Origin of the sequence: Providencia sp. PROV061 (assembly GCF_011045655.1) — a bacterium.
Taxonomy (GTDB): domain Bacteria; phylum Pseudomonadota; class Gammaproteobacteria; order Enterobacterales; family Enterobacteriaceae; genus Providencia; species Providencia hangzhouensis.
Genome location: NZ_CP042861.1, coordinates 3,484,314 through 3,497,505, shown reverse-complemented (window position 1 = coordinate 3,497,505; position 13,192 = coordinate 3,484,314). Strand labels below are relative to the sequence as shown.

At 42.7% G+C, this 13,192-nt stretch carries 11 protein-coding genes; 4 read left to right on the top strand and 7 right to left on the bottom strand.

The features are described from left to right. Positions 1-72: 72 nt before the first annotated feature. The gene (locus FVA72_RS16100; RefSeq protein ID WP_110591326.1) at positions 73-888 is read left to right on the top strand and encodes a sulfite exporter TauE/SafE family protein; all 816 of its coding nucleotides are present in this window, start codon (positions 73-75) and stop codon (positions 886-888) included. Between the two features lie 168 nt (positions 889-1,056). Next, positions 1,057-2,724: a glutamine--tRNA ligase gene (gene glnS, locus FVA72_RS16095; RefSeq protein WP_110591327.1), complete on the top strand. Its 1,668-nt coding sequence runs from the start codon at positions 1,057-1,059 to the stop codon at positions 2,722-2,724. A gap of 208 nt (positions 2,725-2,932) precedes the next feature. Here the strand turns inward: glnS and FVA72_RS16090 are convergent, their stop codons facing one another. From FVA72_RS16090 to kdpF, 7 genes are all read right to left on the bottom strand, one after another. Continuing rightward, positions 2,933-3,328: a DUF5329 family protein gene (locus tag FVA72_RS16090; RefSeq protein ID WP_110591328.1), complete on the bottom strand. Its 396-nt coding sequence runs from the start codon at positions 3,326-3,328 to the stop codon at positions 2,933-2,935. A gap of 96 nt (positions 3,329-3,424) precedes the next feature. Continuing rightward, positions 3,425-4,111, bottom strand: a complete 687-nt coding sequence (kdpE, locus tag FVA72_RS16085; RefSeq protein ID WP_110591329.1) for a two-component system response regulator KdpE — start codon at positions 4,109-4,111, stop codon at positions 3,425-3,427. A 16-nt stretch (positions 4,112-4,127) separates the two neighbouring features. After that, complete coding sequence (gene kdpD / locus FVA72_RS16080) at positions 4,128-6,815, bottom strand: two-component system sensor histidine kinase KdpD (RefSeq protein ID WP_110591330.1); 2,688 nt, start codon at positions 6,813-6,815, stop codon at positions 4,128-4,130. A gap of 8 nt (positions 6,816-6,823) precedes the next feature. Then, positions 6,824-7,417 (bottom strand): potassium-transporting ATPase subunit KdpC, encoded by a 594-nt coding sequence (gene kdpC / locus FVA72_RS16075; protein WP_110591331.1) that lies wholly within the window; start codon positions 7,415-7,417, stop codon positions 6,824-6,826. Between the two features lie 10 nt (positions 7,418-7,427). After that, complete coding sequence (gene kdpB / locus FVA72_RS16070; RefSeq protein ID WP_110591332.1) at positions 7,428-9,491, bottom strand: potassium-transporting ATPase subunit KdpB; 2,064 nt, start codon at positions 9,489-9,491, stop codon at positions 7,428-7,430. Positions 9,492-9,504: 13 nt separating this feature from the next. Then, positions 9,505-11,208 (bottom strand): potassium-transporting ATPase subunit KdpA, encoded by a 1,704-nt coding sequence (kdpA, locus tag FVA72_RS16065; RefSeq protein WP_110591333.1) that lies wholly within the window; start codon positions 11,206-11,208, stop codon positions 9,505-9,507. A gap of 1 nt (position 11,209) precedes the next feature. Beyond that, positions 11,210-11,299, bottom strand: a complete 90-nt coding sequence (gene kdpF, locus FVA72_RS22265; RefSeq protein WP_071585860.1) for a K(+)-transporting ATPase subunit F — start codon at positions 11,297-11,299, stop codon at positions 11,210-11,212. 452 nt (positions 11,300-11,751) lie between these two features. On the opposite strand from kdpF, the gene FVA72_RS16055 reads away from it, so the two are divergent. Both FVA72_RS16055 and FVA72_RS16050 read left to right on the top strand, forming a co-directional pair. Then, entirely contained in the window at positions 11,752-11,958 is a 207-nt protein-coding gene (locus tag FVA72_RS16055; RefSeq protein WP_036957942.1) for a YbfA family protein, read from the top strand. A 234-nt stretch (positions 11,959-12,192) separates the two neighbouring features. Further along, positions 12,193-12,936, top strand: coding sequence for a type 2 GTP cyclohydrolase I (locus FVA72_RS16050; RefSeq protein WP_110591334.1), 744 nt, complete (start codon positions 12,193-12,195; stop codon positions 12,934-12,936). Positions 12,937-13,192 lie beyond the last annotated feature (256 nt).

Below are 13,192 nucleotides of genomic sequence, written 5' to 3'. Positions count from 1 at the left end.
TGTCAAATTTGCATAAGCAAGGGGCTTTTTTCATCGATAAAATATTTTCTCAATTACTGAGAGGGGTTATCTGTGGAACTGCTTCTGTGTTTATTTGGCTTTATTTCGGGGATCACCACCGCACTATTCGGCTTCGGTGGCGGTTTTATTACGGTTCCACTGTTATATGCCTTGATTACCTTAGTGTGGGGGCCGCAAAGCGATGCAGGCAGTGTGGCAATGCAAATTGCGGTGGCAACTTCAACCTGCGTGATGATTTTTTCATCAACGTTATCAAGTCGTGCCCATTACTTAAAAGGTAATCTTAGCTGGGCAATTATTCGTCCGTTTATTATTCCAATTTCAATTGGTGGCATATTTGGGGCCATTGTTGCGCTATCCGTAGATAGTGCATTAATTCGTTGGATGTTTATTGGTTATTTAATTATCACTATCTTGGATTGCTTTATTCGTCCCGGTTTTATGAAAACAGAATCTATAGGTATACAAGCCTCCCGTGGCGGTATTTTTGCCGATACCCCGATTGGCGTGGTGATTGGTGCGGTGGCGGCATTTTTAGGTGTTGGCGGCAGTGTGATGACCGTTCCACTGATGCGGCGCCGTGGTGCCAGTATGATCCAAGCAGCCGCATTTGCGAACCCATTGACATTACCAATGGCAATCACGGGCACATTAACCTATTTTTATTTTGCTATTGATAAGCACATTGATCTCGGAGCAGGGTTTCTGGGGATGATTTATATCAAAGGGGCATTAATTTTAATTATGACATCGTGGTTAGGGATCCGTTTTGCTTCTTTATTAATGCCTTACCTGAGCGATAAACGTCATGCCCAAAGCTATCCGTTACTGTTACTCGTCGTTTTAGCCGTCATGATACTGGCTTAGAATCGCGTATATCGGTGGGTAAAGATGAGGTTTTTACCCTAAATTCCTTCTGATCATCGCTTTTGCTGCACTTGGCGCAATCAAACGGTTGTTTCCTGATTGATTATGGTAGAATATATTTAATTACTATACGCTTTTGCGCGCTTTTGGCATTGAGGAATGATGACAATGAATGAGGCAGATGCTCGCCCAACAAATTTTATCCGTCAGATCATAGATGAAGATCTGGCGACTGGAAAACACACGTCAGTGCATACGCGTTTTCCACCTGAACCGAATGGCTATTTACATATTGGTCATGCGAAATCAATCTGCTTGAATTTTGGCATTGCCAAGGATTATCAGGGCCAATGTAACTTACGTTTTGATGATACAAATCCTGTAAAAGAAGATGTCGAATACGTTAACTCTATTCAAGAAGACGTTAAATGGCTTGGTTTTGAGTGGAGCGGCGATGTTCGTTATTCCTCTGACTACTTTGATACTTTGTATCAATACGCGATCGAGTTGATCAAAAAAGGCTTAGCTTACGTTGATGAGCTCAGCCCAGACGAAATTCGCGAATATCGTGGGACACTCAAAGAGCCCGGTAAAAATAGCCCATACCGTGAGCGCCTAATTGAAGACAACTTAGCACTATTCGAAAAAATGCGTGCGGGCGGCTTCGAAGAAGGAAAAGCGTGTTTACGCGCGAAAATCGATATGGCTTCGCCATTTATGGTGATGCGCGACCCAGTTTTATATCGTATTAAATTTGCGGAACATCACCAATCTGGCAATAAATGGTGTATTTATCCAATGTATGACTTCACGCATTGTATTTCTGATGCATTAGAAGGCATTACTCACTCTTTATGTACCTTAGAATTCCAAGACAATCGCCGTTTATATGATTGGGTTTTAGATAATATCACGATTGACTGTCACCCTCGTCAGTATGAGTTTTCTCGTCTGAATCTGGAATATACGGTGATGTCTAAGCGTAAACTGAACCAATTAGTGACCGAAAAACACGTAAATGGTTGGGATGACCCACGGATGTTAACCATTTCAGGTTTGCGTCGTCGTGGTTATACCGCAGCATCTATTCGTGAATTTTGCCAACGTATTGGTGTGACGAAGCAAGATAACAACGTCGAAATGGCTTCTTTAGAATCTTGTATTCGTGATGATCTGAATGAGTCAGCACCACGTGCTATGGCGGTTATCGACCCAGTTCGTGTTGTCATTGAAAACATGCCTGCTGGTGAAGAGATTTTAACAGCGCCAAACCATCCAAATAAACCGGAGATGGGAACGCGCCAAGTGCCATTTAGTAACGAAATTTATATTGACCGTGCGGACTTCCGTGAAGAAGCAAATCGCCAATATAAGCGTTTAGTATTAGGCAAAGAAGTTCGTTTGCGTAATGCATACATCATTAAAGCAGAGCGTGTTGAAAAAGATGCGGATGGTAATATTACAACCATTTACTGTACTTATGATGCAGGCACATTAAATAAAGACCCAGCAGATGGCCGTAAAGTGAAAGGCGTTATTCATTGGGTTAGCGTAGCGCATGCCTTGCCTGCAGAAATTCGTCTGTATGACCGTTTATTCACTGTGCCAAACCCAGGTGCAGAAGACGATTTCTTATCCGTTATCAATCCTGAATCGTTAATTATTCGCCATGGTTTTGTTGAGCCAAGCCTGAAAAATGCAGAGGCAGAAAAAGCGTATCAGTTTGAGCGTGAAGGGTATTTCTGCGCGGATAATAAGCTAAGTAGTGCAGATCATTTAGTCTTTAATCGGACGGTGGGGTTGCGTGATACTTGGGCGAAGCTCGAAAATTCTTAATTTTATGTCCCTGTCATACTTTGCACCACAGGGGTGTTGGCTTCATTAAGTTACCCGAGTCACATACTTATGTATGCTCACGGGATAACTTAATTTGCCGCCTACCTGTGGTACAAATTATTTAGGGGCTAGATCGAGTATTAGAACAAAAAAACGCTGACATTTATTTGCCAGCGTTTTTTATAGTAATCAGCAGAACCTACAGAATTTACTCAGATTTGTTATCCACTTTGTCTTTCAGTAAACCATGCAAATATTTATTGGCTGGGATCACATTACCTTGTGCATCTTTGACTTGGTACTCTTCGCCAGTAATGGACGATTTTGAGGCAACATTATCAATAAATTGTTCTGTAGTTTTGAGACGTTTTTCTGTTTTACGTAGTTTTAAACGTAAGTGAGATTCTGCGTCGGCAGCAGAATGTTCAGTTCCGTTACGAGTAAAAGTAAGGTTCTGTTGCTTACCAAGCTCTGCTAATAATGATTCAGTACGAATTTTTTCTTCAGGGCTTAGCGCAAGCGCTTGGGCGGTAACAAAAACGCTTAAAAAAAGAACTAAAGCAGATGAAAAACGGTTTGATAGTTGGGCTGTGAGTGACTGCACGAATTTCTCTCCATAGAAAAAAGGTGAGTAAATTATAAGCAGCCTTTTAATTTAAACTATCGGTAAGATTCCTAGAATTCAATGCATGGTAATCCATTAGGGCATAAACCGATAACCAATCCCTGTTTCGGTTAATAAGTGAATAGGGCGAGCAGGGTCATTTTCCAATTTTTGCCGTAGGTGGCCCATATAGATGCGTAAGTAATGATTATGTTCCACATAGTTAGGCCCCCAAACTTGCAGTAATAAATGCCGTTGAGTTAATACTTTACCGCTATTAGCCACGAGTTCACTGAGTAAACGGAACTCAATCGGGGTAAGGTGGAGCTCTTCACCTTGCTTGGTCACAATTCGATTAATAAAATCGATAGTGATATCGCCAAACTGGCATTTTGAGTTTTCTTGGGTGGGTTTGCCGAAACGCCGTAAAGCAACCCTAACACGAGCCAGTAACTCGCTAATCCCAAAGGGTTTTGTGAGGTAGTCATCAGCGCCTGCATCCAATGCAGCCACTTTCTGTGATTCTTCTTCGCGAGCGGATAAAACAATAATCGGAATACTGCTCCACTGACGTAGGTCACGAATTAAATCAAGCCCATCACCATCGGGCAAGCCAAGGTCTAAAATCAATAAATCAGGTTGCCGAGTACCCGATTCGATTAGGCCGCGGTGGTAATTTTCGGCTTCAAACACTTTCCAGCCTTCACCCTCCAACGCTAAACGAACAAAGCGACGGATTTCTTTTTCATCTTCAATAACCAGTATTTGATGGTTAGTACTCACAATATCGAGGGTCCTTCTATATTTCTGCCTCAATATCAGGCAGTTGTTTTAAAGGTAAAACAAAATGGAAACTGGCTCCACCTTTATTATTGTTTTGCGCCCAAATTTCGCCTTCATGCAATTGGATAATAGCACGACAAATGGCAAGCCCTAAGCCAACGCCTGGGATTGCTGATTCTTTTTGTGCCCGAGAAAATTTATCAAAAATGGTTTTTTCTTGCCCGTTTGGGATCGCATTGCTGGCATCCCATATTTCAATATGAATTTTTTGTCCTTCAACTGCGGCTCGAATACCAATCGGGGTATCGTTATTGCTATATTTTACGGCATTTTCTAAGAGATTGATTAGTACTCGCTCAATCAAATTGGCATCACAATAAAGCAATAAATCTGCTGGAATATCAATCTCTAAAGGGTGACTGTGTAAGGTGTAATCTAAGGTTCTAACGGCACTACTGGTAATTTCTTGTAGTGATTCCCACGCTAAGTTGGGTTGAATGCTGCCAGATTGCAAACGAGCCATATCCAGTAAATTATTAACTAAGCGAGAAGTGCTTAGTACTTGTTGGCGCATTTGGTTGACTTGCTCTGTTAATGGTGAATTTTCCGCTGATAAGTTCAACATTAAAATTTCAGTTTGCCCGAACAAAACGGTAAGTGGCGTTTTTAGATCATGGGAAAGTGCGGCAAGTAACGAGTTTCTCAGTTGTTCACGTTCAATGTTTAATTTGGCTAATTCAGCTTGTTTAGTCAGTTGTAGACGAGCAAGCGAGCTTGCAATCAGCCCCGTAAAGGTTTGCAGCATGCGTTGCTGCTCTGGGATCAATAACTGGCGCATGTTTCTTGGCTCAATGGCAAGAACGGCAAGGGTTTGATCGGCAGTAGTGATAGGTTGTAATTGATAAGGAACACTTGGCAAAGTATCCGTACCAGCACCGGCTGGCTGGCGTTTATCAAAACTCCACTTAGCAATGGCTTTATCAATTTGCATTGCTGTGTAGCCATCACATTGCAACGGTGTTAATTGCCCATCCTCATCAGGTAATAATAAGCAACTTTTGGCTTGGAAGGCATTATTGAGAAAATGATATCCTGTTTTTCCAATATCATCAGTGGTGATGGCTTGGCCTAATTCTTTTGTCATTTCATATAAATGACGGGTCCGTTTTTCGCGATACCGAGCAATACGAGCTTGGTAGCGCATACCCGCAGTTAAATTCCCCACAACAACCCCAACAATTAGCATCACCGTAAAAGTGACTAAATATTGCATATCCATGATAGCAAGGGAAAAATGGGGTTGAACAAAGAACAGGTCAAAACTGATCACGTTAACCAAGGCGGCAAAGACAGAGGGGCGTCGACCATAAAATAATGCGATTAACACGACACCTAATAGATAGAGTGTCACGAGGTTGGCTTTATCGAGTGCTAATAAAAAGGTACGTGAAAATAAGGTGATAGCGGCGCACATCACAATGGCCATTAAATAGCCATTCATATCCGATCGCCATTTTTCAGAGAACGGTTTTCTTTCGGGTTCTTTGTCCCACTCACTTTTTTCTTCAAGTGCGACGATCACTAGGTCTAGATCTGGGCCGAGCTTACCTAGGCGATCGGCAAAACCGGGGCGTAAATTGAACTTAAACCATTTATTTGTTTTATTACGTCGGCCAATTAATATCTTCCCTAAATTATGTTCTCGTGCGTAACGCAATATGGCTTTTTCTTCAGAAGGATCTGATAAGGTCGCTGTTTCTGCCCCTAAGTCTTGAGCAAGTCGCAATGCTTTTAAGATAGCTCTACGCTGTGTTTCAGGTAGCTGATGAAGCGAAGGGGTTTCAACATAAACAGCATGCCAGACACTACCGAATTTTGCGGCAAGCCGAGCCGCGGTACGAACTAACTTTTCATTTCCCGTATTATGGCCAACGCATAACAATAGCCCATCGCGAGTGTGCCATACGGGCGCTTGGCCTTTACCGCCACGAAATTCACGCATTTGGTCATCAACTCGGTCGGCAGTGCGACGAAGTGCGAGTTCACGAAGTGCAATTAAATTTCCTTTGCGGAAAAAATGCTCAATGGCGCGTTCGGCTTGCCCTGGTATGTATACCTTACCTTCTTTAAGACGTTGCCGTAGGTCGTCAGGGGGAAGGTCGACTAACACCACTTCGTCAGCGGCATCAAAAATATGGTCTGGAACCGTTTCACGGACTCGAATACCTGTAATGCTTCCAACAATATCATTCAGGCTTTCAATGTGCTGAACGTTGATGGTTGTCAGTACATCAATTCCAGCATCAAGTAACTCTTCAACATCTTGCCAACGTTTAGGGTGGCGGCTGCCATTAGGGTTACTAAATGCTAATTCATCCATTAAAATTATGGCAGGATGCCTAGCAATTGCAGCATCAATATCGAAGCCATTTAGGCGGCGGCCGTGATGGGTAATGCGTCTGGGTGGTAACAGAGAAAGGCCGTCAAGTAACGCGGCTGTTTCTTCTCTTTCATGGGTTTCTACCACGCCAACCAGAACATCTAGCCCTTGGGCTCTAAGCCTTTGCGCTTCTTGCAGCATGGCATACGTTTTTCCAACACCTGCACAGGCACCGAAAAAAATCTTTAATTTGCCACGCCCAATTTCATTGGCTTTGACCAAGAGTTCATCGGGGTTAGGGCGAATAGGTTCCTGATTGTTCATCACAGCCCCTAGTGAGTTTGACTGTTTATTTGTTGTTGATATTCATCAAGTGCTAGGTTCAGTTTTAGCACATTAATGACCGGTTCGCCTAAAAAGGGTAACAGTGCTTGTTCAGTATGCGTTTCTATCAATGATTTTACCGCATCCAAAGGAATTTGCCTGCTTTTTGCAATGCGTGGAGCTTGGTATAACGCTGCATCAATAGAAATATTGGGGTCTAAGCCGCTGGCAGACGCCGTGAGTAAATCCACTGGGGTGGCGTTATCTGCATCGGGGTTTGCTGCGCGCAGTTGTTTGTTACGCTCAATCATCGTTTGTTGTAATAACGGGTTACTGACCGCTAAATTACTTCCGCCAGAAGCTAATACATTGTAGGGGCTATCAACCGTCGCAGAGGGGCGACCGTGAAAATAGCGGATGTCACCCACATTTTGCCCGATCAAGGCTGAGCCAACAGTACGTTCATCTTGCATAAGTAGAGAGCCGTGAGCCTGCCATGGAAAAAAGATGTTAGCGAGACCAGTTACCATTAATGGGTAAGCAATACCGGTAAAAATGGTGAGTACTAGTAACATGATAATCGACGAACGGATCATATTCATAATCAACTCCTTATATTCCAAAAAAACTAATAAGCAGATCAATCAGTTTGATCCCAACGAATGGCACAATTAACCCGCCTAAGCCATAAATGCCTAAATTACGTTGCAATAACGATTGGGAACTCATTGGGCGATAATGGACACCTTTAATGGCTAAAGGGATCAAGAAGATAATAATCAATGCGTTGAAGATGACCGCAGAAAGGATAGCGGACGCAGGTGAATGTAATTGCATAATATTTAATGCATTTAATTGTGGCCACGTCACGGCAAAAGCCGCAGGGATAATGGCAAAATATTTAGCAATATCATTGGCAATACTAAAGGTGGTTAATGAGCCGCGAGTCATCAACATTTGTTTACCAATATGCACGACTTCAATTAATTTGGTTGGGTTAGAGTCTAAATCAACCATGTTACCGGCTTCTTTTGCCGCTTGAGTGCCAGAGTTCATTGCCACTGCGACATCCGCTTGCGCCAGTGCTGGTGCATCGTTGGTGCCGTCACCTGTCATAGCAACTAAGCGACCTTCAGATTGATATTGGCGGATCAACGCCAGTTTGGCTTCCGGTGTGGCTTCTGCAAGGAAATCATCAACCCCAGCCTCTGCCGCAATAGCAGCGGCGGTTAAATGGTTATCCCCCGTGATCATCACGGTCTTTATGCCCATACTGCGCATTTGAGCAAAACGCTCTTTCATTCCACCTTTAACGATATCTTTGAGTGCCACAACCCCTAATACAGTTTGGTTATCAACGACAACGAGTGGGGTTCCTCCCAAATGAGCAACTTTTTCGACCAGTTGATCGGCTTCTACTGGGAATTTACCGTGGTTAGCTTCAATATAACGACGGATCGCATCCGCAGAGCCTTTGCGGATCATCCGTTCGCCAATATTGACTCCACTCATACGCGTCATTGCAGAAAAAGGAACAAAAGTCGCATTCAGGGCATGAATATCTCTTTCACGTAAATTGAATTTTTGTTTTGCCAGTATCACAATACTGCGGCCTTCTGGTGTTTCATCGGCTAAAGAAGATAATTGTGCTGCATCAGCCAGTTGCTGTTCAGTGATACCCGTTAGCGGTAAAAACTCTGAGGCTTGGCGGTTTCCCAGTGTAATTGTCCCCGTTTTATCGAGTAATAGAACGTCAACGTCTCCCGCAGCTTCTACGGCACGCCCGCTGGTGGCAATAACATTGGCTCCTAGCATGCGGCTCATTCCTGCTACACCGATAGACGAAAGCAAGCCACCAATGGTGGTTGGGATTAAACAAACTAATAGGGCAATCAACACTAAAATAGAAACTGCATCGCCAGCACCGGCATAATCTGCGGCAAAAGAGGTAAAGGGGTACAAAGTTGCACAGACAAGGACGAAAATGATCGTTAATGCAGTTAACAAAATGGTGAGTGCGATTTCATTGGGTGTTTTACGGCGTTGCGCACCTTCAACCATGGAAATCATTCTATCTAAGAAGGTTTCACCGGGGTTGACCGTACATTCCACGATCAGCCAATCGGAAAGTACGCGAGTTCCCCCTGTTACAGAGGAAAAATCACCACCAGATTCACGGATCACTGGAGCGGATTCCCCTGTAATTGCGCTTTCATCCACAGAGGCGCCGCCTTCGATGACTTCCCCATCGCAAGGAATGGTATCTCCGGCACGGATCAACACAATATCGCCTTTACGTAACTGATCTGAATTCACTATTTCTTGATTGGCATCCAGCGAAGCAGACGCTAAACGCGTTGCGCTACTTTGTTGCTTTACGCCTTTTAAGCTTTGGGCTTGTGCTTTGCTACGCCCTTCAGCGAGTGCTTCCGCAAAGTTGGCAAAAATAACCGTAAACCACAGCCAAAGGGTGATCATTCCACTGAACCAAGCACTACCTTGTGTGTAATCCATTACCATGGCTAACCAAAGTAACGTAGTGATAATACTGCCAATAAAGACTACAAACATCACTGGGTTACGCCATTGCGCTTGCGGAGTACATTTTTTTATTGATTCAATAATAGATTGTTTAATTAATTGATTATTGAATAATTTAGTTTGTTTATTTTTCATTTTTTTCCCCTCATTATCCTGCAAAGCCAATGTGTAATTGTTCAGCGATTGGCCCTAATGCTAAAGCCGGCACAAAGGTGAGTGCGCCAATGAGAAGCACGGTGAAAATAAGTAACCCAATGAATAAAGGTCCTGTTGTGGGTAAAGTGGCATGGCTTTGGGCTTGTGGCTTTTTATTGGCCATTGAGCCTGCAATCGCTAAGACGGGAAGGATCACACCAAAACGACCAATAAACATGGCTATTGCAAGTAGCACATTGTAGAACGGCGTATTCGTGCTGAGCCCTGCAAAAGCGCTACCATTATTATTGGCGGCAGAAGAAAAGGCATATAGCACTTCACTAAACCCATGCGCGCTTGGATTTAAAATCCCTACACGCCCAGCTTCGGTCATTAATGAAATAGTTGTACCAAGTAGCACTAAGGTTGGGGTGACTAAAATCGCCAGTGCGACCATTTTCATTTCACGCACTTCAATTTTTTTACCCAGGTATTCAGGTGTACGGCCAATCATGAGACCAGCAAGGAAGACTGCGAGTAATACAAATAGCAACATGCCGTATAAACCGGAACCGACACCGCCAAATACCACTTCACCAATTTGCATTAACCACATCGGCACCATTCCACCCATTGCAGTAAAGGAGTCATGCATGGCGTTAACCGCTCCACAAGAGGCTGCGGTGGTGACGACGGCAAACAAAGCGGAGCCGACAATCCCAAAACGACTCTCTTTTCCTTCCATATTGGCAGAGCTAGTGGCATGCAGTTCGGCTAAAAATGGGTTTCCCACATATTCCTCTTTAACTACGACTATGGCAGCAACCACAAAAATGATCCCCATAACCCAGAGTAAGGTATGGCCTTGCTTGTTGTTACCAACTACACGACCAAAGGCAAAGCAAAGTGCAGTAGGGATTAGGAAAATCGCTAACATTTGCACAAAATTACTCAGTGCAGTTGGATTTTCAAAAGGGTGCGATGAATTAGAGCCGAAGAACCCGCCACCATTTGTGCCGAGCAATTTTATCGCTTCTTGGGACGCAACTGGCCCCATCGGTAATAGCTGTTCACTGCTATCTAAAGGATGAATAAGTAAATAATTGGAAAAATTTTGGATCACACCTTGGCTGACAAAAAATAGCGCAAAAATAATCGCTAAAGGGAAGAGCAAATACACAGTAATGCGGTAAATATCTAACCACGCATTACCGACAGTTTTACTGCCATGGTGTGAAAAAGCACGAATAATTGCGAAGGCCACAGCAAGGCCTGTCGCTGCGGAAAGAAAGTTTTGTACAGTCAGCCCTGCCATTTGGCTTAAATAGCTTAATGTATTTTCGCCGCTATAGGCTTGCCAGTTAGTATTAGTAACAAAACTAACCGCGGTATTAAAGGCTAAATCCCAGCTCATCCCTTCAAAGTGTTGAGGGTTAAGAGGTAAACGGCCTTGGCAGATTAAAATAACGAATAATAAAACAAAGCCTAAAAGATTAAATAATACAATTGCTAAGGCATATTGTCGCCAATTCATCTCAGCCATTTCACGCCCTGGTTGTTTGACTCCAGCAAGGCGCCAAAGTAAGGACTCACTGCTTGCTAACCGACGAGGTATATCATTGTCGATTAGCCGAGCAATACCGTTACCTAAAGGTTTTGCTAAGATGAATAAGATCAGTAAAAAACTACCTAAAAATAACAATGTAGTGGTAGTCATATCAGAAATCCTCCGCGTTAAGCAGGGCATAAATCAGATACGCCAGCAGTAAAACAACGAGAACTGCCCCAATAATGGAAAGTAATGACACAGTATTTTCTCCTTATTATTTCCATGAGATAAGGCTAAAGAGTTCGTTGTAAAGAAGCTGATAAAAATCACGGGTAGGATGTAAAAAAAGTATAAAAATGGTTATTTATCGAGCAAGAAGAGAGTGCTTAATAGAGAAAGTAGCGTGTGGTTTTATTAATTTATTTGTTAAATAATTGTAGTTCAAATGTACAAATAAAACATTTATTGGTTAAAAAATGTAATAAAAATACGGAATGAACAGATTTTTTAGAAAAATTTACATGTTGAGTGGTCAGATGAGTGGTTTTATTACACAATTTGCGATATCCTATCTACAGTCAATATATTTCATATTATCTGTTCGGTTTTAGTCGCTCTTTACTACTGTGTTAATGGGAAATGTGTGTTAATGGGGAATGGTAGAGCAAAGCTGGAATCGACAAATAAAGTGGCAACTGAAGGAGGATACCGATGTCCACATATCGCGAATATTCCCGTAATCAGGTACTTGCACGCCGCACTGCTGCTGTAACAGCTGGCATTATTGCGTTTCCGGTTATGGTTTTTTATCCAAAAAGAGCAAAGTTTTATAGCCATTTACATAAAGTTTGGGCAAAAACCAGTGATAAACCGGTTTGGCTAGAACGTTCAGAGACAACGCTGGAAAGTCACCGCTAATTTAGTACTTAATGGCGAGTAATAACCCCTACAATGTTGAATTGTGGGGGTTTTGTTTTTTTATTTTCTTACTTTCATTTACTATCCACTTGGGTTTTTCTCGATTAATGCCCTCGATTTGTTCTAAATAACACAGAAAAAAATTATGTTTCCGTTTATGCTTATTGATTATCAGTCAATTACGTTCAAACTGGTGGATAAACCGTTTAGCTGTGCAGTAAAAAGGACAACATAATGCATAATTTAAGATTAGAAGAAATCATTAATGAAGAATTGAAAGTTAGTGAGTTCCAAGATTTTGCACCGAATGGATTGCAAGTTGAAGGGCGACCCCATGTACATAAAATCATCACAGGGGTGACAGCTTGCCAAGCATTGCTGGATGTTGCTGTTGAAAAGAAAGCTGATGCCGTCATTGTTCATCATGGCTATTTTTGGAAAAATGAGCCAGCCATTATCAAAGGCATGAAGAGAAATCGCTTAAAAACATTATTAGCGAATGATATAAACCTGTATGGTTATCACCTCCCATTAGATGCACATCACCAGTTAGGTAATAATACCCAGCTTGCTTATATTATGGGGGTGCAGGTGAACGGCCAAATCGACCCATTAATGCCATTTGGTTTTTTTGATCAACCTATTACACCTTCAGAATTAACGTCTCGCTTAGAAACTCGTCTTGGCCGTAAAGTTCTTCATTGTGGTGATAATGCAAAAGAAGAAATTCGCCAAATTGCATGGTGTACAGGAGGAGGGCAAGGTTTCATCCTACAAGCGGCGGAATTTGGCGTAGATGCCTTTGTAACAGGGGAAGTTTCCGAGCAAACCATTCATATAGCAAGAGAAATGGGGATCCATTTCTACAGTGCAGGGCATCACGCAACGGAGCGTTATGGGATTAAAGCGTTAACTAAGTGGTTAGTTGATGAGCAGGGGCTGGATGCAGAGTTTATCGATATCGATAACCCGGCCTAATCTTCGTCGCCTTTCAAACCACAGCGTTGTTGGCTGCATTCACGAACCCTAGTCACATACTTATGTATGCTCCTAGGGCTTCGCTCTCTTGCCGCCTAGCTGTGATTTGAAAAGCATAGAAGATGGATTAATAATATATTTATAGAATTAAATTTTCGTTTTATTCGAGCGGTGGCTGTGTTGGCTTCACTCGGCTACTCGGGTCACATACTCACATACTTTTGTATGCTCCCCAAGATACCCTTATTCGCCGCCT

What these genes read in the sequence shown, in the direction of transcription:
- kdpD (WP_110591330.1), bottom strand. Translation starts at nt 6,815, where the DNA reads ATGAACAATCAGGAACCTATTCGCCCTAACCCCGATGAACTCTTGGTC.
- glnS (WP_110591327.1), top strand. Translation starts at nt 1,057, where the DNA reads ATGAATGAGGCAGATGCTCGCCCAACAAATTTTATCCGTCAGATCATA.
- kdpA (WP_110591333.1), bottom strand. Translation starts at nt 11,208, where the DNA reads ATGACTACCACTACATTGTTATTTTTAGGTAGTTTTTTACTGATCTTA.
- kdpC (WP_110591331.1), bottom strand. Translation starts at nt 7,417, where the DNA reads ATGAATATGATCCGTTCGTCGATTATCATGTTACTAGTACTCACCATT.
- kdpB (WP_110591332.1), bottom strand. Translation starts at nt 9,491, where the DNA reads ATGAAAAATAAACAAACTAAATTATTCAATAATCAATTAATTAAACAA.
- FVA72_RS16055 (WP_036957942.1), top strand. Translation starts at nt 11,752, where the DNA reads ATGTCCACATATCGCGAATATTCCCGTAATCAGGTACTTGCACGCCGC.
- FVA72_RS16050 (WP_110591334.1), top strand. Translation starts at nt 12,193, where the DNA reads ATGCATAATTTAAGATTAGAAGAAATCATTAATGAAGAATTGAAAGTT.